The sequence below is a fragment of the Streptomyces auratus genome (genome assembly GCF_050433025.1).
Lineage (GTDB): Bacteria > Actinomycetota > Actinomycetes > Streptomycetales > Streptomycetaceae > Streptomyces > Streptomyces sioyaensis.
The window spans coordinates 2506029-2530036 of record NZ_JBNGCB010000003.1 but is presented as its reverse complement, the minus strand read 5'-3'; the positions used below and the strand labels follow the sequence as shown (position 1 = coordinate 2530036).

The following is a 24008-nucleotide window of genomic DNA, read 5'->3' as shown; positions in this document are numbered from 1 at the left end:
GGTGGCGCGGCGCCGGTCAGCGGCGGTGTCCGCGCAGCCGTCGCCAGACCGCCTTGGCGGCGTAGTGGCCGGACATGCCGTGGACGCCGGGGCCGGGCGGGGTGGCCTGCGAGCAGAGGAAGACGGCGGGGTGGGCGGTCTCGTACGGGACGCGGGCGAGCTTGGGGCGGATGAGCAGCCGCAGGCCGGCCGCGGAGCCGGTGGCGGTGTCGCCGCCCACGTAATTGGCGTTACGGACGGCGAGTTGCGGCGGGCCGGCCACCGCGCGGGCCAGGACCAGGTCGCGGAAGCCGGGCGCGAACCGCTCGATCTGCCGCTCGACGGCCTCGGTGGCGTCGCCCTCCCAGCCGTGCGGGACATGGCCGTACGCCCAGAACGTGTGCTTGCCCTCAGGGGCGCGGGTGGGGTCGATCAGGCTGGGCTGAGCGGTGATCAGGAAGGGGCGGGACGGGTCCCGGCCGTGGGTGGCGGCGTTCAGCGAGGCGGCGATCTCGCCACTGGTGGGGCCGATGTGGACGGTGCCGGCGCGGCGGGCGTCCTCGGCCGTCCACGGCACCGGGCCCGACAGTGCGTAATCGACCTTGAAGACGCTGGGGCCGTACTTCACGTCGCGGTAGGCGTTGCCCAGGCCGGCGATCCGGGCGAGCGCCGTCGGTGAGGTGTCGAAGACGTACGCCCGGGCCGGCGGCAGGTCGTCCAGCCGCTTGACCTCGAAGTCGGTGTGCACCGCCCCGCCATGGGCGCGCAGCAGCCCGGCGAGGGCGTCGGAGATGGCCTGGGAGCCGCCGCGGGCCACCGGCCAGCCGTGGGCGTGGGCGGCGAGCGCGAACATCAGGGCCATGCCGGAGGTCCCGAAGCCACTGAGCGGGGCGTTGGCGTGCGCGCCGAGCCCGGCCAGCAGCGCGCGGGCCTTCTCGTCCTGGAAGCGGCGGTTGAGCAGGGTGACCGGCTGCATCGCGACCAGGCCGAAACGGGCGTAGGTCAGCGGGTCCTGGGGCAGGCCGAGCCACTGGGTGCGCAGGAAGTCACGGGCCATCGCCTCCCACTTGCCGATGAAGGGCGCGACGAGCCTGCGGTAGGTGCCGGCGTCGCGTGGTCCGAAGGACATGGCGGTCTCACCGACGCAGTGGGCGAGCACGGCGGCCGTGCCGTCCGGGAACGGATGGGCCATGGGGAGGTCGGGGTACAGCCATTCCAGGCCGTGGCGCGCCAGCGGCATCCTGGCGAAGGCGGGTGAGCCCGCGCCCGTGGGGTGCACCGCCGAGCAGGGGTCGTGGCGGAAGCCGGGGAGGGTCAGCTCCTCGGTGCGGGCACCGCCGCCGATGGTGTCGCAGGCCTCGAAGACCTCCACGGACATGCCCCGGCGGGCGAGTTCGACCGCCGCCGTCAGGCCGTTGGGTCCCGCCCCGATCACCACGGCATCGAGCATCCTCGGCACTACGCCACTCCCCTCACGTCCGACCCTCGTCGGTGAGGATCAGTTGGCGGCCGCCAGCAGTTCGAGGATACGCCGCGCCGTTTCGGCGTCCCGCGCCGCGGTGAAGGGCAGCGCATTGCCGCCCTCGATCCGGAACGGCTCCCCGGCGACCGTGCCGCTCGCGCCGCCCGCCTCCTGGACCAGCAGCAGCCCGGCCGCGTGATCCCAGGCGTTCTCCCAGCTGAAGGCGATGGCGTCGAGCTCGCCGCGGGCTATGTGCAGATACTCCAGACCCGCCGAGCCACAGGGCCGCGGCGCGACGCCGGCGGTGTCCAGAACGGCGAGCACCCGCTTCTGGTCGTCATCGGTGAAGTCGTAGTGGGAGGTGGCCACATGGAGGACGGCGCCCGGCTCCGGGCTGCCGGTGTGCAGCGGTACGCCGTTGAGCTGGGCGCCGGCGCCGCGGCGGGCGACGGCCAGCAGGCCGAGCGCGGGGGCGTACGTCCACGACGCCAGCAGCTCACCGCGGTGGGCGAGCGCGACGAGCGTGGCGAAGCCGGGGTCGCCGTGCACGAACTGGCGGGTGCCGTCGACCGGGTCGACGATCCAGACGGGGGCGTCGCCGTGCAGCGCGTCGAGCACGGTGGGGTCGGCGTGCACCGCCTCCTCGCCGACCACCCGGGAGCCGGGCAGCAGGTCCGTCAGGGCGGCGGTGAGCTGCTCCTCGGCGCGCCGGTCGGCGACCGTGACGAGGTCGTGCGGACCGTTCTTCTCGACGATGTCCTCGGCAGCCAGCTGCCGGAAGCGCGGCATGATCTCCTCGGCCGCGGCGCGGCGGACGGCGGCCTCGACGGCGGCCAGGTCCAGCCCCGAAAGGTCCGGCGAAAGGGTCATGGCGACGGCGTCGGCGATATCCGTGGTATCTCCCGAATCCTGAGTACGAAGTGCTTCGGTCATGCATCCATCGAACCATGAGCCACTGACACGGCAGCTGGACTCCAGGTGAACTCCGGACGCCGCGGACGGCACGGCGCCCAACCGGCTCCCAGAGCCCCCGCCGCGCCCCGTACCGGCCGCGTCAGCGCCCTGCCGCGTACCCCTGCATCCCCCGCGGATTCGCCGCCGCGGACAGCACACCGCTCTCCGGATCCCGGGCCACGGCACACAGCCGCCCCTCGGACCAGTCGTCACCCACCGTGACCCGGTGCCCACGCCGCCGCAGCTCGTCGATGATCCGCCGGCCGATCCGGGACTCCACGGTCACGCTCCCCGGCCGCATCCCGCGGGGGAAGAAGGATCCGGGGAAGGAGTCCTGGTGCCAGTTCGGGGCGTCGATGGCGCCCTGCAGATCGAGCCCGCCGCGGACCGCCCCGCGCAGCGCCACGGCCAGGAAGAAGTGCACCTGCCACTGGTCCTGCTGATCCCCGCCGGGCGTCCCGAAGGCCATCACCGGGACCCCGTCGCGCAGCGCCAGGGACGGGGTGAGGGTGGTACGGGGGCGGCGCCCCGGAGTGAGGGAATTCGGCAGGCCCTCCTCCAGCCAGGCCATCTGCAGCCGGGTGCCGAGCGGGAAGCCGAGCTCCGGGACGACGGGGTTGGACTGCAGCCAGCCGCCGGAGGGGGTGGCGGAGACGAGGTTGCCCCAGCGGTCGACGACATCGATGTGGCAGGTGTCGCCGCGTGTGGTGCCGTTCCGGTCGATGGGGCAGGTGTCGGCCCGCGCGCCGCCGTTCCCGTCGACAGGGCAGGCGTCGCCTCGCGCGCCGCCGTTCCGGTCGATCTCCGCGGCGACATCCGGGGGCGCCGAGCCGGGGGCGGCCTCCGCGGGCACCCTGCCGGGCGCGGCGGCCGGGGGCACCCCGCCGGGCCCGCCACCCCCGACGGTCGGCTCGCCCGCACCGCTGCCGGAGCCGCCCGCCGCACCAAAGCCGTCCGCACCCGCCGCGGCCGCCACCGCGTGTGTGCTCAGCCGCGGGGTGCGGCCGTCCGGGCTGCCGGGCCGCAGCTCGTACGAGGCGTGCGCGCCGATGAGAGCCCGGCGGGCCGCGTTGTAGTCGCCGCTGAGGAGGGTGTCGAGCGGCACCTCCTGGGCGTCGCCGTACCAGGCCTCGCGGTCGGCCATCGCCAGCTTGCCGCCCTCGATGAGCAGGTGGACGTACTCGGGACTGCCGTAAGCGGGCAACTCCGGTGGCAGCAGGGCGAGTTGCTGGAGAAAGACAGGCCCCTGGGACCAGCCGCCCGCCTTGGCGACGGTCCAGCCGTTCCAGTCGTGGGTGACCGGTGCCTCATAGGTGGCGGAGAAGGCGGCCAGGTCGTCGCCGGTGAGGGTGCCCGCATGGCGTTCACCTGAGGTGTCCATGGCCGGGCGGGCCGCGAAGCCGGCGAGCGCCTCGCCGATGAACCCCTCGCGCCAGATGCGGCGGGCGGCGTCGAGCTGCGCCTCGCGGCCGGCCGACGCCGCCTCCGCCTCCGCGATCAGCCGGCGCCAGGTGGCCGCCAGCGGACGGTTCCTGAGCAGTCCGCCGGGGGCGACGGACCTGCCGCCCGCAAGGTAGATCTCGGCCGAGGAGGTCCACTCCGTCTCGAAGAGCGCACGCACCGTCTCGACGGCCTCGCCGATCCGCTCCACGGCGGGGTGGCCGTGTTCCGCGTACCCGATCGCGTACCGCAGCACCTCGGCGAGGGACTTGCTGCCGTGGTCGCGCAGCAAGAGCATCCAGGCGTCGAAGGCACCGGGGACCGCGGCGGCGAGCGGCCCGGTGCCGGGCACCAGGTCGAGGCCCAGGCTGGTGTAGTGCGCCACGCTCGCACCGGCCGGCGCCGGGCCCTGGCCGCACAGCACCCGGACCGGCCGGCCGGCGGGCGCCAGGATGATCGGCACCTCGCCCGCCGGCCCGTTCAGATGCGGCTCCACGACATGCAGCACGAACCCGGCGGCCACCGCCGCGTCAAAGGCGTTGCCGCCGTCCTCCAGCACAGCCATCGCGGACTGGGTGGCCAGCCAATGCGTACTGGAAACCATCCCGAAGGTGCCCTGGAGGGTCGGGCGGGTGGTGAACACGGGGCTCCTTGGTGGGTGGGGCGGGCGGGGCCGAGGGCGGACGTCACGGGGGGGGGATGGGCCGGGACGTTGCGGGCGGCGGGGTGGACGGGCCCTCACGACAGGAGCGAGAGCACCACCAGACAAAGTGCCAGCGACGCAGCCATGCACCACCCGCCCAGGGTCACCAACCGTCCACGCTCATCCCGCCAGCCGCGGAACATCACCCACAGGCCGCCGTACATCCCGCCCAGATTCAGCAGAGTCAGCCAGAGATGCCGTCCCGACATCATCGACATGATCACCAGCCCCAGGGGAATCAGGACACCGGCTCCCAGCAGCAGCGAGCTGAACTGGCCACGCTCCCGCAACGCCATCTCATCGGCCGGGGACGGCGGGTCGAGGTCCGGCAGTTCCGAGTTCATGCGATTCCTCCGGTGTGGGTCACGGCGTCGTCGCCGTAGGAAAACTTGGCATCAGTACACACTGAAACTACTCCCGGCGTGCCGGCCTCGGTCGTGTGCACCGCGCATGCGTGCGCGCCGTTCCTGCTCGATCTCGTCACGTTGCTCCTGGAGGAACTTCGCGCCCTCCTTCTCAGCATTCGAGCGCTCCTCCTCCGACATCTCGTCCCAGCTGTGCTGAAATTTCTCGAAATTCCGCACAAGCTCCTCTTCGTACGCGCCCACTCGCACCGCTTCACGAAGCCCAATACGTCCAGAAAGGACCTCCTTTGCCATCTCGCCCAGGACATCTCCCCCTTTTCCCTCGGCCAGCACTTCGAGCTGCTTCCGCAACACTCGAGCCATAGCTGGATCGCGTGCGAGGGGGAGAAACTCTTCATCGCCCACGCGAGGGTCATCACCGTTTGGATTCATGTCACTCTCCCGGACGAAAGTTTTATACTGCGGGGTTTTCATAGCCGTTCCCCGGCAGTGGGAATTTCTGCATACTTGCAGCATGAAAACGGGTGAGCTGAACCACCGTTCCCACTGAGCCACTGACCACGCTCTGCACTTCGGCAATCAGCGTCGTCAGCTTTCCCCAAAGGTTGATCATCTCCACGACCTCACCGGCGACCGCGCCAGCCGCGATGACCGGCCCGAAAAGTGTGAAGCTGGTGGAAGCTCCCGCAGCGGCCGTGATGGCCGCAATGAGCGCAAGGTCGAGAATTCCACCCAACAGATCACCGCACGCCTCGGCCGCGTGCCAGACCGCTTCCGTCACGCGTTCGTATTGCTCCTTGAGGCCGTCGAATGCGCCCTTCATGGCCGCTACGTCGTCGGCCAGCGTGTCGACGTAGACGTACGCCGAGTCGGCGGCGTTGCCCGACCAGGTCGCATCCAGCGCCTTGTTGCCCGACTCCAGATTCTTGGACAGATCCTCACAGAAATTTCCGAGCGACTCCCATGCCTTGGCGCACTGGGCATACTCTTCCCAGTTACCTCCGAGGAGCTTCTTCGCCTCATCGACCGGGTTGAAGTCAAAAGCCAGTTCCAGCCCTTTACTGATCATCGCAGAGGGGCTGAATACATCGCCGTAGGAAGTCAAATCGCGGTAAAATGATCCTGGCTCTTCCTTATCTCCGTCAACCCGTGGCACGACGAGCCTACTGGTCGGCTCCGCCACATCATAAAACCCCAAGCCAATCCCCTCCGAGAATCCCCTCGCCCGTCATCAGGAATGAAAAGCGAGCGTGCACCGCAATTACCTCTTGGATGCCGGATACGTGGCATCCATTTTCGACGCCTCGCCCCGATCCGTCCGCTCATAGAATGAAGCACTTCGCTCCATCTCGCGCTGCGATGAATCCAAGATTCGGTGCAACTGCTTCAACGTGGACTCGACGTGCGCCAGCACGCCATCGTGTCCGCCACCGAACATACTAGCCAGGGCTGAAATCGGCCCCTTGTCGAACGTGCCGATCGAACATTCGCGCCGCATGTACTCCAACGCGTGCCGGGCATCGCCGGAAGCCCTCTCCAGCTGCTTGGCAAATGCGGACAGATCTGTCGGCTGGACCTCGAACTCCATACTTCCTCACCAAAAAGAATAGCCAGACCAGAGGCTTCGGTTGCACCCAAGAGGCTACCGGACAATAGCCCGCGGATTCTTCCTCGAAATGGGCCGGATATTCCGATTCCTCTCTCTTCGCGCCGGCTGGGAAATCCGGCACGGCTCGGCTTACGTCCGTTCAAACCCGCTCGCTCCCACGGCCCCCGCCTCGTACCCTCGGCCCCATGACCGGCACCGATGCGGCCCCCGACCAGCCGCCCCGCCGACCCCTCGTCGCGATTCTCACCGGCGCGGGGATTTCCACCGACTCCGGGATCCCCGACTACCGCGGGCCGAACGGGTTGTGGCGGCGGGACCCGGAGGCGGAGAAGCTCGTCACCTACGACGCGTACATGAGCGATCCGGAGATCCGGCGGCGCTCATGGCGGATGCGGCAGGAGAGCCCGGCGTTCCGGGCGCAGCCGAATGCCGGGCACGAGGCGGTGGCCCGGCTGGAGCGGTCCGGGACGCCGGTGCGGGTGATCACACAGAACGTGGACGGGCTGCATCAGCTCGCCGGGGTACCCGCACGCAAGGTGCTCGAACTGCACGGCACCGTACGGGCGGTCGTCTGCACCCGCTGTCATGCACGGTCGTCCATGGAGGAGGCGCTGGCCCGGGTGACCGCGGGCGAGCCCGATCCGGCGTGTCTGGTCTGCGGCGGGATTCTGAAGTCGGCAACGGTGATGTTCGGCGAGCGGCTGGATCCGCAGGTGCTCGGGACGGCCCTGGGCGTGGCGAAGGCGGCGGAGGTCTTCCTTGCCGTCGGCAGCACACTGCAAGTACAGCCGGCCGCCTCGCTCGCCGGGGTGGCGGCCGACCACGGCGCCCGGCTGATCATCGTCAACGCCGAGCCGACCCCGTACGACGCACGCGCCGACGAGGTGATCCGCGAGCCGATCGGCACGGCCCTGCCGAGGCTGCTGGAGGGGCTGGCGGCGGGCATCTGAGGCGGGGCGGGGAGCACCTACGCAGCGCCCGCCACAGTCCCCTGGCTCACACCGTCACGGAACGCGCGCCGTCCACTCCCGGGAGCTGAACTTGTGCTCGGCCAGCTCCCTGGCGCGCGTCAGCTCCGCGTCCGAGACCGTCCCGTCCGCCCCGCCGTAGCGTGCCCGGAACGACGTGATCATCCGGGCGATGACCTCGGCGCGGGGCAGCCCGGTCTGGCGCCGCAGCGGGTCCACCCGCTTGCCGGCGCTGGCGATGCCCTTGTCGGACAGCTTCTCCCGGCCGAGCCGCAGCACCTCGGCCATCTTCTCCGCGTCGATGTCGTACGCCATCGTCACGTGATGCAGCACCGCCCCGGCGCCCGCCACCACCCGTTTCTGCGCCGCCCCCGCGACCTTCCCGGCGTCCGTCGCGATGTCGTTGAGCGGCTTGTACCAGGCCGTGATGCCCATGTCGCCGAGCGCGCTGAGCACCCAGTCGTCCAGATAGGCGTAGCTCTCCGCGAACGACAGCCCGTGGACCAGGGTCTCCGGCACGCTCAGCGAGTACGTGATGGTGCTGTCCGGCTCCACGAACATGGCGCCCCCGCCGGAGATCCGCCGCACGACCGTCACACCGTGTTTCTCGGCTCCCCCGGGGTCGACCTCGTTACGCAGCGACTGGAAGCTGCCGATGATCACGGCGGGGCGGTCCCACTCCCACACCCGCAGCGTCGGCGGGCGGCGGCCCGCCGCGACCTCGGCCGTCAGGACCTCGTCCAACGCCATGTGGAGAGCGGGGTGTTGGGGGCCGTCATGAAGGATCTGCCAGTCGTGGTCGGTCCAGTCCGTGGCGCCCGCGACCGCGCGGCGCACGGCGATTCCCACGGCCTCGGTGCTGAAGCCGAACAGCACGGCACCGGCCGGGAGTGCCGCGTCGATCCGGGCCGCCAGTACGCGGGCGTCGGTGTCGGCTGCGGCGCCCTCCAGGGAACGGTTGATGTCGGGCAGCACCTCGTCGGGTTCCAGGAAGAAGTCCCCGGAGACGCGGACATGGCGCAGCGCGCCGTCCACGACATCGAGGTCGACCACCACGAGCTTGCCGCCCGGCACCTTGTATTCACCGTGGTATTCACCGTGCACGGTGCTGCCTCCCTGTGGGGTGTCCGGGTGTGGTGGCCGGGTGTAGTGGCCGGCAGCCCGGGGTCCCCCTGTAGCCGACAACTGCTCTGTGATGAGGGGTATTCCCTTGTTCCCGGATGGGCGGTGACCGGAGCCGGGGGGCGGGGTCAAGCGGACATGGCAAAGGCCGCGCCCGTGCGCCACGGGGGCAAGCACGGACGGGGCCGGTCTCAGAGGGTCCAGGAGTTGGCCGGGTCGTCCAGCCACACTCTTTCGCCCTCGGCGGTCACGGTCAGACCGAACCGGGTGTGGTCCGGCCGTCCGCTGTCGACCCACCAGTGGAAGGCGTTCTCCACCTGATCCCAGAGACGGCGGGGACCTTGTTGCCAGACACGGGCCGTCTTCCCGTCGCGGAACATCGCACACGCCCATGAGTTGTCGCTCAGGCTGTAGAACCAGACCGGCCGCGCGCCGTCGCTCTTCCCCGCCACGACGTACGAACACTGCGGGACACGGAGGCCCATGGCGAACCGCTCCGGGCCGAATTGCTCCCCGACGAACTCCGCTTCGGTGATCGTCGTGGAGGACTCGTCGCCGTCCGCCACGCTCCCCGCGACGTACTCGGAGTGCGCCCGGAGGGCAAACCGCTGAGACCGGAGCTTCATGAACTCCACGGGGCCGGTGAACTTCCCGGACGCGCTCTCGCCGTCCGGTGCGACGACCAGGCGGGCCACCGCGTCGACGTGGGTGTAGTTCGTCCCCCACGGCGCCACGATGACGCCACCTGGCCGGCACTGCTCCACCCACGCGAACGGGATGGACCGGAGGCCACACGTAGCGATGACCCGGTCATACGGAGCCCCTTCCAGGTAACCCTGGAACCCGTCCCCGTGGACGACGTGAAGGGGGATTACCAGCCTCTCCACCGTCGCCATGGCGGCCGTGGCCACCGCCCGGTCCACCTCCACCGTGGTCACGCTCCCCGGCCCCGCACGGTGGGCCATGAGCAACGCATTCCAGGCTGTGGCGGTGCCGATCTCCAGGACCTTGTGGCCGGGCTGGAGGTCCAGGTCCTGGAGCATCCGGAAGACCACGCTCGGCATAGACGCGGAGCTGGTCGGGACGTGGCCAGGTTCGGTGCCCGTGTGCTTCCCGTCGTCCCACTGGGTGACGATCGGTACGTCGGAGTCCGCGAACTCCTGCCACTTGGCGGGATCGTCCGCCTTGGAAACGGCCACGCTCCGACCGGCCGCCATGTCGAACGGCCACATGAGGTCCGGCAACACGGTGGAGCGGGGAACGGCCGCGTACGAGGGTGCCCAGTCGGAGGAAAGGGCTCCCGAAGACATCAGGGCACGCCCCAGCCCGTCAAGGCTGGGGCGCTCCTTTGGCGCGTCGGAGGTCACTGGGTCAGGCAGCCTTGGGCGGGTTCGGCTGACCCGGGCCACCGTCAGGGGACGGGGGCTGATGCGGGCCGGGGTACGGCTCCCCGGGGAGCTTGTCGCCGCCGTCGTTCGCCAGGATCATGATCACTGTTCCTCCAGGTGCTCTCTCGGTGATTGTTCACCCGTCCGACTGTCGCTGTCCGTGAGACAGTCGCCCGGGGCCTTGCCCGCCCCCCTGTCGGGATCACTCAGCAACGCGGGGGATGCCGGAATGGGCATCCGACAAGGGGGCGGAATCCTCCACGGGTACTTCGTCGTGTTGCGGGTGGCGTCGGAGGAGGACCCGACAGTCCACGGCCCGGGTCTGGTCGCGAGCCCTTTCGGCTGCCTCCAACTCCCGTTCCAGTTCGACGCACTTCGTACAGCTCACGCCCTCGTTTCCCTTCCGTGCGGGTGACCCGCGATCACCCCGTTAAGGCTCCGGACCGCCAGCGAACGGCCCGCCCGGCGGGCCGCCTCCCGCTCCCGGCCGCAGGGTTCGCACACGTCGCACTCCGGGACAGGGACGGGCTCCAGCTCCGGGCCGGCAGACATCACGACACCCGGGGCGCGTTCAGCCGCAGCCATCAAGCACGCTCCACAACCCGGCCAGGGTGCGCTCCATGAGGGCACGACTCGGCTTCACGTACGGGTTATGCGGCGGCGCCGACGCGTCCAGGTGCCATCGTCGTCTCTCCCACCGGAGGACTGTGGTGTCCAACGGCGTCAAGGCGCCGTCTTCCGGTGCTTCTGCGTCCCTGACCGGTTCGCCTGTCATGACGGCCAGCATTCCGGCACCCTCGTGCTTACGGAGCGGCCTGCATGTATGCCTCCGTGTAGGCCAGACTAGGGTCATGACTGGGGAGACCATCCGGGCAATGATCAGACGACTCCGGAAAGGGCGCGGCTGGTCACAGGACCGCATGGCGGAGAAGCTGAATGAAGTTGCCCGTGATCTCCCCACGCTGGGGCTGAATGCTTCCCTGGGTCGGCAGGACGTGTACCGGTGGGAGGCAGGAAAGCGGAAACCGCGCGAATGGCTGCCGGTCCTGGCTACCGTCTTAGGCGTGTCCAGGGGGGAACTAGAGGCAGCCACGGCTGTAGAGGAAGCGACCGCCCCACCCGAACCGCGCACGGTGGACGACTTCCTCCCACCCGGTGATCCGTTCGCCCCGCTGGTCGACGGCCTTGGGCGGCGGATCGGGCAATCCACGGTGGTGGACCTGACCAACCGGGTCCACGGCCTTCGACTGGCGGACGACGTAGTGTATGGACGTGACCTGATCGGGCGCGCACGCCGTGACCTGAGATCCGCGGTGGACCTCTACCGAACGACCACGCACGCAGAAGCCGTTGGGCGGGAGCTACTCCGGGCGATTGCGGAGCTGGCCCAGATTGTGGGTTGGGTGGCGAGTGACGCCGGAGAGTACGCGGAGGCGGAGAAGGTCTACCGCCTGGGGCTCTCTGCCGCACAGACAGCCGGAGATGGCACCCTGGCGGGTCAGCTTCTGGGCACGCTCGCTTACCAGGTAGCCAATCAGGGTGATCCCCGTGAGGCCGTGGATATGGCGGTGGCTGCCGTTGACGCCGCCGGGCCGGACGCTCCGCCCCGCGCACGCGCGCTGTTCCTGGACCGCGCGGCATGGGCACACACCAGGGCCGACCGCCCTCAAGAGGCGATCCAGGCACTGGGCAAGGCCCACGAAGCGCTCACGGATGAGCACGGGGCGGATGAACCAGACTGGACCTACTGGGTGTCCGTGGAGGAGCTGGAGGTCATGGACTCCAGGGTCTACACGGAGCTGCATAGACCGCTTCGTGCCGTTCCGCTCCTGACCCAGGTCTTGGACCGCTACGACACAACGCACACGCGGGAGTTGGCGCTCTACCTCTCATGGTTGGCGGTGGCTTACGCGGACGCCAACGAGGCGGAGGAAGCGGCAGCCACCGCTGAACGCATGCTGGCTCTTTCCACCGGCGGGGCCTCTGAGCGAACGGCCGACCGGGCGCGGGTGGTTCTTGAGAGCTTGAAGCCCTTCCGAAAGGTGCCGGAGGTAGCTGCGCTCCTCGGGGAGTACCCGGCCGCCTGAGACCCGGACATGATTGTGGCCCCCTCCCGGATGGGCGGTTTCTAGGGGACCTCTGTGTGCCCGGCGACTCTCCAAGGTCGCCAGGGCTCCTCGAAGACATCGCCCCACCCTGCTGGGCGCGGGGGAAGGGCCGCCTCTGTCATGGGTGGTCTCCCCGCTCCCGGATCACGTCCCGGGGTGATGTCGCGGTTCCGTGCTACCTCATCGGCAACACCCGCCGCGATCAAGGAAGTTCCCTGCCTATCCGGCCCATCGAAGGCACCCCCTCTTGCCTGTCCGCCGGCGCCGTCAGTCGTCAGTCGTCATGCCGTCTCAATTTGGTCGAAGGTTTATCCCAACTCGCCCGGCATGTCTGGACTCGTTCCCGCCCTCCCCACAAGGTGTTTGTCAGCAGCCGGGCGGCGCGACGAAAGGGGTCGTCTGCATGAGGTCGGTCGGCTGCGGTGAACAACCCGAGCGCGCCATTGCGGTGCGGCGACAGTGAAGGAGCCCAGGAATGTCCTCTACGGTGCGTAAGCGTTTCGCGCTCTCCGCGACGGCCCTTGCCCTGGCCGGCGGCCTTGCCGTGGCCGGCCCCGCGCACGCCGATTCGCGTGGCAGGCAGCAGACGGCCGCCGGGACTGCGGCGCTGATGCCGGCGTCCGACACCTCAGCGGTCAGCATCAAGAAGGTCCACATCAGGGGCACGCAGGTGGCCCTGCGGGAGTGCCCGCGTACGAGTTGCGGTGTCGCCAAAAGGGTGTCCAATACGACCCTCCGGGCGTTTTGCCAGACCAACCGGCACACCAGCAAGGTCTCGGGAAACGCATGGTGGACGAAGGTCGCCCTGCTGACCGGTAGCGACCCGGCCTGGGTGAGCAACCACTACGTGCGCGGAGCGGCGCCCAAGGTGCCCCACCTGCCGAGCTGCTGACAGCCGGCCGCCAACGCCTGCCGGCGTTGCCTCCAGGAGACTTCCCCATGCGGGGCGGGGCGCGAGCCCCCGGTGGGGCGGGGTCAGGCCGCCCGGCCTCCGCGCCCAGACGCCGTACCCATCAGCAGCGTGTAGAGGCTCAGCGCAGTGCCCAGGCCGACCGCCCACCCGTAGTCGGCCAGTGGTTGGAGGAACGGGATCAGGCCGTCGGCGGGGAAGGGGCCCTTGCCGGGCTGGGAGTACGAGCCGCCGACCGCGAGCAGTCCGCCGACGGCGAAGGCGAGGACGGCCCGCCAGTTCCAGCCGGCCGCGTACCAGTAGCGGCCGCCGGGGCGGTAGAGGCCGGCGAGGTCGAGGACGGTGCGGCGGATGATCCAGTAGTCGGCGATGAGGATGCCGGCGACCGTGCCGAGCAGTCCGCCGACCACCCCGAGCCAGGTGAAGATGTACAGCTCGGGGGTGGCGGTGAGTTTCCACGGCATGATGATCACGCCGACCACGCCGGTGATCAGCGCGCCCCTGCGGAAGTCGATGAACTTCGGGGCCAGATGGGCCAGGTCGTAGGCGGGCGAGACCACGTTCGCGGCGATATTGACCGAGATCGTCGCGATCAGGACGGTGACCAGAGCGAAGAGCAGACCGAAGACGCTGTCGGACTTGCCGGCCAGGGTGACCGGATCCCAGATCGGCGCCCCGTACACCGCCTGTGAGCCGGAGGTGACCAGTACGGAGAGCAGGGCGAAGGCCGTCATGGTGGTCGGCAGGCCGAGGGACTGGCCCCAGACCTGGGCCCGTTGGCCGGCGCCGAAGCGGGTGAAGTCGGGGATGTTCAGCGACAAGGTCGCCCAGAAGCCGATCATTCCCATGAGGGACGGGAAGAAGACCTTCCAGAAGTCGTGGCCCCAGCCCAGTGCGCTCGGCTGGTCCAGGAGCGGGCCGAACCCGCCGGCCTTGGCCGCCATCCAGCCCAGCAGCACCAGCGCGCCGACGAGGACGAAGGGCGCGGCCCAGTTCTCGAAGCGGCGCAGGGTCTCCATGCCCCGGTGGATGATGGCGAGTTCGACGGCCCAGAAGACCAGGAAGCAGAGCCAGAGGGTCCAGGGGTAGCCACCGATGGGCGCCGCCTTCGCCCAGCCACCGCCGAAGATCTTGCCCAGCAGGATGTAGATGCCCTGGCCGCCGATCCAGGTCTGGATGCCGAACCAGCAGCAGGCCACGGCGGCACGCACCAGCGCGGGCAGATTGGCGCCGCGCAGCCCGAACGAGGCCCGGGCCAGGACGGGGAAGGGAATCCCGTACTTCGGGCCGGCGTGCCCGGTGAGCAGCATCGGGACGAGGACGACGAGGTTCGCCAGCGCGATGGTCAGCACCGCCTGCAGCCAGTCCATGCCGAGCGCGACCAGGCCGGAGGCGAGCGTCCAGGAGGGGATGTTGTGCGCCATGCCGACCCAGAGGGCGGTGAAGTTGTAGGTGGTCCAGCGGCGTTCGGCCAGGGGTACGGGCCGCAGGTCGTCATTGACGTAGCGGCCGTGCGGGGCGATGGCGCCCGGCGCGGGTTCGACGCGGCCGTCCGGGGCGGTGAGCTGCCCGGCAGTCGCTATGGGCAGGTCCGGCGGCACGGGTGAGGAGGTCGCGGGCATACGGGGACCTTTCGTCCGGGTACGGGCCGCCGGATGCCGGGCGGCGGGGCGGGCGGGCGGCTCGCGGTGCCCGGACCGGCGGCCGGACACCGCTGCCGCACGGCCGCACGGCGCCGTGCCCCGGCGCCCGTTCAGGCGAACGCGGGGATGAGCTCTGCTCCGTAGGCGTCGATGGTGGATTCCTTGGCGTCGTGCATGGCGTAGACCGCGAACTGGTCCACGCCCAGCGCCCTGAGCTGCTCCAGCCGCTCGCGGTGTGCGGCGAGGGGACCCAGCAGACAGAAACGGTCGATGACCGCGTCCGGGACGAAGTCGGCGTGCGGGCTGCCGGCCCGGCCGTGCTGGGCGTAGTCGTACCCCTCACGGGCCTTGATGTATTCGGTCAGCTCCTCCGGCACCAGATCGGAGTGCTCGCCGTAGCGTTCGACGAGGTCGGCGACGTGGTTGCCGACCATGCCGCCGAACCAGCGGCACTGCGCGCGGGCGTGGTCGAGGTCGTCGCCCACATAGGCGGGCGCGGCGACGCAGATGGTGACCTCGGCCGGGTCGCGTCCGGCGTCCGCCGCGGCCTGTCGTACGGCCTTGACCATCCACTCGGTGAGGAAGGGGTCGGCGAGCTGGAGGATGAAGCCGTCGGCCAGCCGGCCCGCCATGGCGAGGGCCTTGGGGCCGTAGGCGCCCATCCAGACCGGCAGCTTGCCGTTCCGGATCCAGGGGATCTGGACCCGGTGGCCGCCGACGTCCGCCGGCCGCCCCTCGGCGAGGTCGCGGATGACGCCGATCGCCTCACCCAGCCGGGCCAGGGTGTTGGGCGGCCGCCCGGCCACCCGCATCGCGGAGTCGCCCCGTCCGATGCCGCAGACGGTGCGGTTGCCGTACATCTCGTTGAGGGTGGCGAAGGTGGAGGCGGTGACCTCGGGGGTACGGGTGGAGGGGTTGGTGACCATCGGGCCGACGATCAGCCGCTCCGTGTGGTCCAGGATGCGGCTGTAGATGACGAACGGCTCCTGCCACAGCACGGCCGAGTCGAAGGTCCAGCCGTAACGGAAGCCGTTGCGCTCGGCGCGGCGCATCAGGGACACGACGGCGGAAGCGGGCGGGTCGGCCTGCAGAACGAGTCCGAAGTCCACGGCGGGCTCCTTAGATGAGGTACTGGCAGGTGCCGCGCGGGATGTACTGGCCGTGTCCCGCGTGCCCGGTGAACTCCCGCCGGTCGATGACGAGTTCGCCCCGGGAGAGGACCGTTTCGACCCGGCCCGTGAGCCGCTTGCCCTCGTACGGCGAGTAGTCGACGTTCATGTGGTGGGTCTCGGCGGAGACGGTCTGCTCGGCGGTGGGGTCGTAGAGGACGAGGTCGGCGTCGGCACCGGGGGCGATGGTGCCCTTCTTCGGGTAGAGGCCGAACATCCGGGCCGGGGTGGCGCAGGCGATCTCGATCCAGCGCCGGCGGCTGATCCGGCCCTCCACCACACCCTGGTGGAGGAGGTCCATCCGGTTCTCCACCCCGGGCATCCCGTTGGGGATCTTGGAGAAGTCACCGCGGCCGAGCTCCTTCTGCCCCTGGAAGCAGAACGGGCAGTGGTCGGTGGAGACCACCTGGAGGTCGTTGGTGCGCAGCCCGCGCCACAGCGCCTCCTGGTGCTCGCGGGGCCGCAGCGGTGTGGAGCAGACGTACTTGGCGCCCTCGAAGTCGGGCTCGGCGAGGTTGTCGGTGGACAGGAACAGATACTGCGGGCAGGTCTCGCCGAAGACGTTCAGCCCCTTGTCGCGGGCCTGGGCGATCTCGGCGAGCGCCTCCTCGGCGGAGACGTGGACGACGTAGAGCGGTGCGCCGGCGACCCGGGCCAGCTGGATGGTGCGGTGGGTGGCCTCGGCTTCGAGCAGGACCCGGCGGACCTCGCCGTGATAGCGCGGGTCGGTCTTCCCCTCGGCCAGCGCCTGTTCGACCAGCACGTCGATGGCGATGCCGTTCTCGGCGTGCATCATCACCAGCCCGCCGTTGTCGGCCGAGCGCTGCATGGCCCGCAGAATCTGTCCGTCGTCGCTGTAGAAGACCCCGGGGTAGGCGGTGAACAGCTTGAAGGAGGTGACACCCTCCGCCACCAGGAGGTCCAGCTCCTTGAGGGTGTGCTCGTTGACGTCCGAGAGGATCATGTGGAACGCGTAGTCGATGGCGCATCGGGCGTCGGACTTGGCGTGCCAGGTGTCCAGGCCGTCGCGGAGCGACTTGCCGCGGGACTGCACCGCGAAGTCGATGAGGGTGGTGGTGCCGCCCCAGGCCGCGGCGCGGGTCCCGGTCTCGAAGTTGTCGGAGGAGAAGGTCCCGCCGAAGGGGAAGTCCAGGTGGGTGTGCGCATCGACGCCGCCCGGGATGACGTATTTGCCGGTGGCGTCGAGGATGCGGTCCGCCGACTCGGCCCAGCTGTCCGCGCCGGGGCTGCCGTGCGCGGCGAGGGCGGCGATCCGGCCGTCCTCCACCAGGACATCGGCGTGGATCTCGTCGGCGGCTGTGATCACCAGTCCGCCCCGGATGAGCGTACGTCCCACCATCCCTGCTCCCTTCCGCATCAACGACCTCGTGTGGCACCGGAAGGCGGAGCCCGACGCGCACCGTCCCCTGGGCAGTCCTGCTCCGCTGACGCCACGTCACAACCGGTCTACACCCGTAGATTCCGGCCGAGAGGGAGACCGTAGAAGCATGTCACCCACGGTGGCAATACCGTGACCGTTGATCAGTGGAGACTTTCGTGTTGCACCCACGATCAGCTGGACGGTTGAACGCGGGCCCGGGCGCCGAGCCCGCGGCCGGGGCCGGAGGGGTGCGGGGGTGGCGCGATGGGCAGATATCCGCCGACGCGGGCGGGGACCCTCGCGAGCAGCGGTACGGCACCCGGACGGACGACGCGGAAGGCGGCAGGCCATGGAGCAGAGCACACCGTGGGAGTTCTCCGACGACCGGGGGCGCCTCGCGGTGGCCGGGGAGCGGCCGTACCGGATCGTGGCGTACATACAGGCGGGGGCGACGCTGTGGGACCACGGCATACGGCCCGTCGGGCTGTTCGGGTCCCCGCACGACGGCGCCGCCCCCGACCCCGCCAAGAGCGGGGAGCTGCCGCTCGCGGAGATCGGCTACCTCGGTGCGGGCCAGGCACTGCACCCGGACGCCCTGCTGGCGGCGGAGCCGGACCTGGTGGTGGCGGTGACCTATGACGGCGAGCAGGTCTACGGGCTGACGCAGAAGGCGGCGGAGGAGCTGGAGGCCCATGTCCCGCTCGCCACGGTCGCGGTGGGCCCCGGCCGCAGCCTCGCCGAGGTGCGCGAACGGTTCGCGGCGCTGGCCGGCTCGCTCGGCCGGGGCGAACCCCTCGGCGCAGCCCGCGAGTTGGACGCCGCCGAGGACGCCCTGCGGCAGGCGGCCGGCGGCGCGGTACGGCCGCGGGTGCTGGCGCTGTCGCCCGCGGGCCCGGAGCGGGTGCATCTGGCCCGGCCCGGTTCCTGGCCGGAGCTGCGGGCGCTGACCGAACACGGCGTCGGCCTGCTGGAGCCGGCGGCCGGTGCCGGTCTGAACTGGTCCACGGTCGGCTGGGCGGACGCCGCGGCGATGGACCCGGACATCGTGCTGATGGACGTACGGGTCAACGCCGCCCGGCCCGAGCAGCTCCGGACCGACGAGCACTGGCGCGCGATCGAGGCCCGGGCTCGGCTGCTGCCGTGGAACCCGGAGGCCCCGTGCAGCCGGCGGGCGCACACCCGCTTCTTCCGCCTGGTGGCGGAGACGGTGCGGGAGGCGGCGGGTCGGGCGTAGTCCGTGTCCCAGAAATTTCCTCCCCCGTGACCTTGGCGGCTGACAGTGGCCACATGTTGGCGGCCGGCCCCGCACCGCACGGCGTCAGCCAACGAGGTCGTGCATGTTCGGCGTTGAGGCGTCTAAGACTTCACTGGGGCTCAGTGTTCGCATTCCGGGGCACCATGCCGATGTCGCGATGGTCCGGCAGGACCACAACGGACCGTACGGCGGGCGTGCTCACCGGTCACCCCCCGTCTCGGGGCCGTCGGCCGTAGCACCGCGGGCAGCCGAGACCCTGCGGGCGGCGCACATGACGGCCCCCAGGGCCACTGTGAACTCGCCGAGACACACGAGCGCGATCTCGCTCCCCATGGCGAGAACCGCGAAGAACCGGTACGTCCCTTTGGCCTCCGCGAAGTCCGGCTCGACCAGCCCGCCGGGGTCCCATGCCACCTGAACCGCGTCACCGACCCGGTCGGATTTGCTGCAGTTGAGGCTGCCGGGCGCCTTGGTGGCACCGCGATAGCGGAGGACACACTCGTACGAGGTGTTCTTCCCGTGGTGCTCGACGATCCGCACGACCTCGCCCGAGCGCACCTCGCCCCGCGTCTCCAGTACGAACCCCTGCGAGGCGTCAGCGGCCAGCACCGCGGTGGCGACAGCCGGAATGGCCAGCACGGTCATCATCAGCTGGATCAGCGCCCGGCCGGGCAGCAGTCTGGTCGCTGCCCCGATCAGCCAGATGCCGCCGGCCAGACACAGCACGCACGAGGGCACGAGCATCCAGCTGAAAGGTCCCAGCACGCCGCCGACGAGGACGAGCAGCGCGGCGGCCGGAATCAGCAGCGCGGTCCGTCCCGGGCCGGCCGTGCGCCGGGGCTTACGCGTCCGGATGCTGTGTGGCGGGCGCAGTACCGGCCCATCGCGCCGGTCTCTCCCCGCCGGCACCGCCCCCAGCTCGTCGGCCGCAGGTTCTCCCTGGTCGCGGTCCGTCATCACGCTTCTCCCCCGGCCGCTGAGCCAACATCAACTTCAGGTACACACCAAGCCGCCGCCGGCACTCTTGGCATCGCCTTGATGTCAAGAACACGGGCGGCGGTAGGCGGTAAAGGCATTGACGGTATACGTCAGCCGACCGGCATCCCCGACAGGCCCCGGCCCCAGGTGCGCGCTCCCGGAGCGCGCACCTACGAAGGCGCCAGTACCCCCTGCGTCGCCTGGAGTGCGTCCGCGAGCAGCGTCGCGCCCTCTTCCGCCTCGGCGACGGTCAGTGTCATCGGGGGCGCGATGCGCAGCGAGGCGCCGCCCTGGCCGCCCTTGCCGATCAGCAGACCGCGCTCGCGCGCGGCCTCCAGCACCAGTGACGCGGCCTCCGGCGCGCGCTCGTCGGTGCCGGGACGGACGAGTTCGACGCCGATCATCAGGCCGCGGCCGCGCACTTCCCGTACGAGGTCGAGGCCGGCGGTCACCGCCCGCAGCCGTTCGATGAGCAGTCCGCCGACCCGTCGGGCGTTGCCCTGCAGATCGTGTTCGAGCAGGTAGTTGAGGTTGGCGAGGCCCGCGGCCATGGTGACGGGGCTGCCGCCGAAGGTGGAGATGGAGTTCGCGGTGAGCGAGTTCATCACCTCGGCACGGGCCACCACGCCGCCGATGGCCATGCCGTTGCCGATGCCCTTGGCGAAGGTGAGCAGGTCCGGCGGGCCGTTGTCGGCGTGCGCCTGCCAGCCCCAGAAGTGGTCGCCGGTACGGCCCCAGCCGGTCTGCACCTCGTCGCTGATCCAGAGGATGCCGTGCCGGGCGAGCACCTCCCGGAAGGCGGCGTACAGGCCGTCCGGCGGCATGGTGAACCCGCCGACGCCCTGGACCGGTTCGGCGATCAGCGCGGCGATGCCGCCCGCGGTCTGCTGGAGCATGTCCTCCAGGTCGGCGACGCAGGCCGCGATGTAGGCACGGTCGCCGAGCTCTGCGTACGGGCCGCGGGTCCGCACCCCGCCGTGCACATAGAGCGTCTGGAGCGGCGAGAGGCTGGTCGGTGACCAGCTCTGGTTGCCGGTGATGCCGACGGTGGAGAACGACCGGCCGTGGTAGCTGTTGCGCATCGCCAGGACCTGGTTGGAGCGGCGGTGCGCGGTGGCCAGCAGCAGGGCCGCGTCATTGGCCTCCGTGCCGGAGGTGGTGAAGAAGACCCGGGCGTCGGGGATGCCGGAGAGCGCCACGATCCGCTCGGCCAGGTCGACCACGGGGCGGGAGAGGTAGAGCGTCGAGGTGTGGATGATGCGGCCGGCCTGCTCGCTGACGGCCTTGGTCACCTCGGGCAGCGCATGGGCCGTCATGGTGGTGAGGATGCCGCCGAAGAAGTCGAGGTAGCGGTTGCCCTCGGCGTCCCAGACGTGCCGGCCCTCGCCGTGGGTGAGTTCCAGCGGCCGCTCGTAGTAGAGGCTCAGCCAGGAGGGCAGGACGGACTGGTGGCGGGCGTGCAGGCTCGCCGCGTCCTGGGGGTGCTGGGTCATGGCTGCACCAGCCCGTCGTACGCGTCGGGTCGGCGGTCTCGGTAGAAGGCCCATTGCTGGCGGACCTCGTCGATCAGGGAGAAGTCGAGGTCGCGGACGACCAGTTCCTCCTTGGAGTCGCTGGCTGGCGCGCCGACGAACTGGCCCCGGGGGTCGACGAAGTAGCTGGTGCCGTAGAAGTCGTTGTCGCCGTACTCCTCGACACCGACCCGGTTGATCGCCGCGATGAAGTACTCGTTGGCGACGGCGGCCGCGGGCTGCTCCAGCTGCCACAGGTAGGCGGACAGCCCGCGGGAGGTGGCGGAGGGGTTGTAGACCAGCTGGGCGCCGTTGAGGCCCAACTGCCGCCAGCCTTCCGGGAAATGGCGGTCGTAGCAGATGTAGACGCCGACCTTGCCGACGGCGGTGTCGAAGACCGGCCAGCCGGCGTTGCCCGGCTTGAAGTAGTACTTCTCCCAGAAGCCCTTGACCTGCGGGATGTGGTGCTTGCGATAGGAGCCCAGGACCGTGCCGTCGGCATCGATGACGGCCGCGGTGTTGTAGTAGAAGCCGGACTGTTCGACCTCGAAGACGGGGACGACGATGACCATGCCGGTCTCGCGGGCGAGGTCCTGCATCCGCCGGACGGTCGGGCCGTCGGGCACCGGCTCGGCCCAGCGGTAGTGCTCGGGCTCCTGGACCTGGCAGAAGTACGGAGCGTTGAAGACCTCCTGGAAGCCGATCACCTTCGCGCCCTGCGCGGCCGCCGCTCTGGCGTACTCCTCATGCTTCGCGATCATCGATTCGGTGTCGCCGGTCCAGGTCGCCTGGACCAGTGCGGCACGCACAACATCGGCCATGAGCTGCTCCTTTGTCGATGCGTCAGCCTGCGGCCACGCGGGATCCACGACCCGGTGCACGGCGCGATCTACGCGTGTGGAGGTGACCGTAAGCCCCGTCACCCACCGTGGCAAGACCATCTCCACTGTGGCGCGCCCGGGCGTCTTTCGGGAATATTGACAGGCAAGCTTGCAAGTTTGCCTGTCAATCTCCTACGCTGGAGGTATGCCGGAAAAGGATCACGAACACCTCGCGACGGAGCTGGGCGCCACCGTCTCCCTGCTCATGCGGCAGATGCGCGCCGCCTCGCCCCATGGCGAGCTCACCCCGACCCAGCGCGCGGTGATCGGCCGTATCGACACCGACGGCGAGGCGACCATCGCCGCCCTGGCCCGCGCCGAGCGGGTCCGCCCGCAGTCCATGCGGCTGACCGTCGGGGCGCTGGAGGAGCGCGGCGTCCTCGCCCGCCGCCCGCATCCGACGGACGGCCGGCAGGTCGTCTTCTCCCTCACCGAGGAGGGCCGCCGGCTGCTCGCCGTCGTACGGCAGGCCAAGCACAACTGGCTGGCCGTGGCCATCGCCGACCGGCTGACCCCGGAGGAGCAGCGGACCCTGGCGACGGCCACCGAGCTGATGCGGCGGCTGATGTCGGAATGAGCGACTCCGCGAGGCTCGGACGGGGCGGCGCTGTGCCGGAGGCGGCGATACCGGCGCCGGCCGGCGCCATACCGGCGGCGGCCGGCGCCCCGGCGCAGGAGGCCGGCGAACGGACCGCCCCCCGCGCCGGCACCGGCTCCGGACCCAGCTCCGGCCGTGCCTTCGGCCCCCGGCTGATGGCACCGCTGCTGCTCGGCTCGCTGCTGAACCCCATCAATTCGACGATGATCGCCACCGCTCTGGTGGCGATCGGCCAGGACTTCCACGTCGGCGCCGCCGACACCGCCTGGCTGGTCTCCGCGATGTATCTCGCCAGTGCGGTGGGCCAGCCGTCGATGGGGCGGCTCGCCGACCGCATCGGGCCCCGCCGGGTGTTCGCCGCCGGTGCGCTGACCGTCTGCGCGGCGGGCGTCCTCGGGGCGCTGGCTCCCACCTTCGCGCTGCTGATCGTCTCCCGGGTCGTGCTCGGGATCGGCACCGCGGCGGCCTACCCCGCCGCGATGGCGGTACTGCGCGCCGAGTCCCGGCGGACCGGCTGCCCCACCCCGCGTCAGGTGCTCGGCCGGCTCTCGCTCGCCGCGCTGGCCAGCGCGGCCGTCGGCCCCACGCTCGGCGGGCTGCTCGCCGCGACCGCGGGCTGGCGCGCGGTGTTCGCGGTGAACGTCCCGCTCGCGCTGCTCGCCCTGCTCGGTGCGCTGCTCTGGCTCCCGGCCGACCGGAAGGACGCCCGGCCGGCGCACGACGGGAGTGTGTCCGCGTCCGCCTCCGCCTCCCTCGACCCGCTGGGCATCGCCCTGTTCGCCGCGGCGCTGACCTGCGCCATGGTCTTCCTGCTGCACCTGGAGGACCCGCAGTGGCTGCTGCTGGCGCCGGCCGGCGTGCTCGCGGGCGCCCTGGTGTGGTGGCAGCTGCGCCATCCGGCGCCCTTCATCGACCTGCGGATGCTCGCCCGTAACGGCGCGCTGGTGCGCACCTACCTCCGGCACGGACTGACCTACCTCGTCATCTACTGCGTGCTGTACGGCTTCAGCCAGTGGCTGGAGCAGGTGCACGGCGCTTCGTCCTTCCAGGCCGGACTGATCATGCTGCCGATGTCCCTCGCGGCCGCGGTCTGCTCGCTCATGGGCGCCCGGACGAAGGGGATCCGCGCCCCGCTGACCGTCGCCGCGGTCTGTCTCGCCCTGGGCAGCGGCGTCTTCCTTCTGCTCCAGGGCGCCAGCCCGCTGGTCGCGCTGCTGTGTGCCGGGGCGCTCTTCGGTATCCCGCAGGGCCTGTCCTCCACCGGCAACCAGGCCGCCGTCTACGCCCAGGCCCCGGCCGACGGCGTGGGCGCGGCCGCCGGGCTCCAGCGCACCGCCCAGTACCTCGGCGCGATCACCGCCTCCAGCCTCATCGGGCTGCTGTACGGGCAGCGCGCCTCCGACTCCGGGCTGCACGAGATCGCCCTGATCGGCATCGTGCTCGGCCTGCTGCTGCTCACCCTGACCCTCGCCGACCGCAGCCTGCGGCCCGGCGCGACGGGGACCGGGACCACGACCGGGACCGGCGGCTGAATCCAGCCATCGGCCTCCCGGCCCACAACGGCCACCCCCGTCACCACACCAC

21 protein-coding genes are annotated in these 24008 nt (G+C 70.6%); 6 read left to right on the top strand and 15 right to left on the bottom strand.

What is annotated here, in order from left to right; all coding sequences use genetic code 11:
• Nucleotides 1-16 precede the first annotated feature (16 nt).
• From BKA18_RS30780 to BKA18_RS30750, 7 genes are all read right to left on the bottom strand, one after another.
• The gene (locus BKA18_RS30780; protein ID WP_366044868.1) at nt 17-1429 is read right to left on the bottom strand and encodes a phytoene desaturase family protein; all 1413 of its coding nucleotides are present in this window, start codon (nt 1427-1429) and stop codon (nt 17-19) included.
• 48 nt (nt 1430-1477) lie between these two features.
• Complete coding sequence (locus tag BKA18_RS30775; protein WP_366044869.1) at nt 1478-2311, bottom strand: inositol monophosphatase family protein; 834 nt, start codon at nt 2309-2311, stop codon at nt 1478-1480.
• A gap of 184 nt (nt 2312-2495) precedes the next feature.
• Nucleotides 2496-4478: a gamma-glutamyltransferase family protein gene (locus BKA18_RS30770; RefSeq protein WP_366044740.1), complete on the bottom strand. Its 1983-nt coding sequence runs from the start codon at nt 4476-4478 to the stop codon at nt 2496-2498.
• A gap of 95 nt (nt 4479-4573) precedes the next feature.
• The gene (locus BKA18_RS30765) at nt 4574-4882 is read right to left on the bottom strand and encodes a hypothetical protein (RefSeq protein WP_366044741.1); all 309 of its coding nucleotides are present in this window, start codon (nt 4880-4882) and stop codon (nt 4574-4576) included.
• A gap of 51 nt (nt 4883-4933) precedes the next feature.
• A complete protein-coding gene (locus tag BKA18_RS30760; protein WP_366044742.1) occupies nt 4934-5377 on the bottom strand; it encodes a hypothetical protein in 444 nt (147 codons plus the stop codon).
• Nucleotides 5358-6101: a hypothetical protein gene (locus BKA18_RS30755; RefSeq protein WP_366044743.1), complete on the bottom strand. Its 744-nt coding sequence runs from the start codon at nt 6099-6101 to the stop codon at nt 5358-5360. Before BKA18_RS30755 ends, BKA18_RS30760 begins: the two co-directional genes overlap by 20 nt.
• Before the next feature lie 63 nt (nt 6102-6164).
• The gene (locus tag BKA18_RS30750) at nt 6165-6491 is read right to left on the bottom strand and encodes a type VII secretion target (protein WP_366044744.1); all 327 of its coding nucleotides are present in this window, start codon (nt 6489-6491) and stop codon (nt 6165-6167) included.
• Nucleotides 6492-6697: 206 nt separating this feature from the next.
• On the opposite strand from BKA18_RS30750, the gene BKA18_RS30745 reads away from it, so the two are divergent.
• Complete coding sequence (locus tag BKA18_RS30745; RefSeq protein WP_366044745.1) at nt 6698-7462, top strand: SIR2 family NAD-dependent protein deacylase; 765 nt, start codon at nt 6698-6700, stop codon at nt 7460-7462.
• A 54-nt stretch (nt 7463-7516) separates the two neighbouring features.
• On the opposite strand, the gene lplAB is transcribed toward BKA18_RS30745, so the two are convergent.
• Nucleotides 7517-8584, bottom strand: a complete 1068-nt coding sequence (lplAB, locus tag BKA18_RS30740) for a lipoate-protein ligase LplAB (RefSeq protein ID WP_366044746.1) — start codon at nt 8582-8584, stop codon at nt 7517-7519.
• A gap of 209 nt (nt 8585-8793) precedes the next feature.
• Nucleotides 8794-9912, bottom strand: coding sequence for a methyltransferase domain-containing protein (locus tag BKA18_RS30735; RefSeq protein ID WP_366044747.1), 1119 nt, complete (start codon nt 9910-9912; stop codon nt 8794-8796).
• A gap of 929 nt (nt 9913-10841) precedes the next feature.
• Here BKA18_RS30735 and BKA18_RS30730 point away from each other — a divergent pair.
• Together BKA18_RS30730 and BKA18_RS30725 are read left to right on the top strand one after the other, a co-directional pair.
• Nucleotides 10842-12077, top strand: coding sequence for a helix-turn-helix transcriptional regulator (locus tag BKA18_RS30730; protein WP_366044748.1), 1236 nt, complete (start codon nt 10842-10844; stop codon nt 12075-12077).
• A 496-nt stretch (nt 12078-12573) separates the two neighbouring features.
• On the top strand, nt 12574-12990 hold the full coding sequence (locus tag BKA18_RS30725; protein ID WP_366044749.1) for a hypothetical protein: 417 nt from the start codon (nt 12574-12576) through the stop codon (nt 12988-12990).
• Nucleotides 12991-13073: 83 nt separating this feature from the next.
• On the opposite strand, the gene BKA18_RS30720 is transcribed toward BKA18_RS30725, so the two are convergent.
• The 3 genes from BKA18_RS30720 to hydA form a co-directional block, all read right to left on the bottom strand.
• Entirely contained in the window at nt 13074-14630 is a 1557-nt protein-coding gene (locus BKA18_RS30720; RefSeq protein WP_366044750.1) for an NCS1 family nucleobase:cation symporter-1, read from the bottom strand.
• Nucleotides 14631-14761: 131 nt separating this feature from the next.
• A complete protein-coding gene (locus tag BKA18_RS30715) occupies nt 14762-15760 on the bottom strand; it encodes a TIGR03842 family LLM class F420-dependent oxidoreductase (protein WP_366044751.1) in 999 nt (332 codons plus the stop codon).
• Nucleotides 15761-15770: 10 nt separating this feature from the next.
• Nucleotides 15771-17180 carry a dihydropyrimidinase gene (hydA, locus tag BKA18_RS30710; protein ID WP_366044752.1) on the bottom strand — a complete coding sequence of 470 codons (1410 nt, stop codon included), beginning with the start codon at nt 17178-17180 and terminating at the stop codon, nt 15771-15773.
• A gap of 370 nt (nt 17181-17550) precedes the next feature.
• On the opposite strand from hydA, the gene BKA18_RS30705 reads away from it, so the two are divergent.
• Entirely contained in the window at nt 17551-18435 is an 885-nt protein-coding gene (locus BKA18_RS30705; protein WP_366044753.1) for an ABC transporter substrate-binding protein, read from the top strand.
• A 219-nt stretch (nt 18436-18654) separates the two neighbouring features.
• Here the strand turns inward: BKA18_RS30705 and BKA18_RS30700 are convergent, their stop codons facing one another.
• From BKA18_RS30700 to BKA18_RS30690, 3 genes are all read right to left on the bottom strand, one after another.
• Nucleotides 18655-19413: a hypothetical protein gene (locus tag BKA18_RS30700; RefSeq protein ID WP_366044754.1), complete on the bottom strand. Its 759-nt coding sequence runs from the start codon at nt 19411-19413 to the stop codon at nt 18655-18657.
• Nucleotides 19414-19604: 191 nt separating this feature from the next.
• Nucleotides 19605-20927 (bottom strand): aspartate aminotransferase family protein, encoded by a 1323-nt coding sequence (locus BKA18_RS30695; protein ID WP_366044755.1) that lies wholly within the window; start codon nt 20925-20927, stop codon nt 19605-19607.
• Nucleotides 20924-21766 carry a nitrilase-related carbon-nitrogen hydrolase gene (locus BKA18_RS30690; protein WP_006602179.1) on the bottom strand — a complete coding sequence of 281 codons (843 nt, stop codon included), beginning with the start codon at nt 21764-21766 and terminating at the stop codon, nt 20924-20926. The genes BKA18_RS30695 and BKA18_RS30690 overlap by 4 nt, the downstream gene beginning before the upstream one ends.
• A 205-nt stretch (nt 21767-21971) precedes the next feature.
• Between BKA18_RS30690 and BKA18_RS30685 the strand changes: the two genes are divergently transcribed.
• Nucleotides 21972-22403 (top strand): MarR family winged helix-turn-helix transcriptional regulator, encoded by a 432-nt coding sequence (locus tag BKA18_RS30685; protein ID WP_366044756.1) that lies wholly within the window; start codon nt 21972-21974, stop codon nt 22401-22403.
• A complete protein-coding gene (locus BKA18_RS30680) occupies nt 22400-23956 on the top strand; it encodes an MFS transporter (protein WP_366044757.1) in 1557 nt (518 codons plus the stop codon). Before BKA18_RS30685 ends, BKA18_RS30680 begins: the two co-directional genes overlap by 4 nt.
• The last annotated feature ends 52 nt before the right edge of the window (nt 23957-24008 follow it).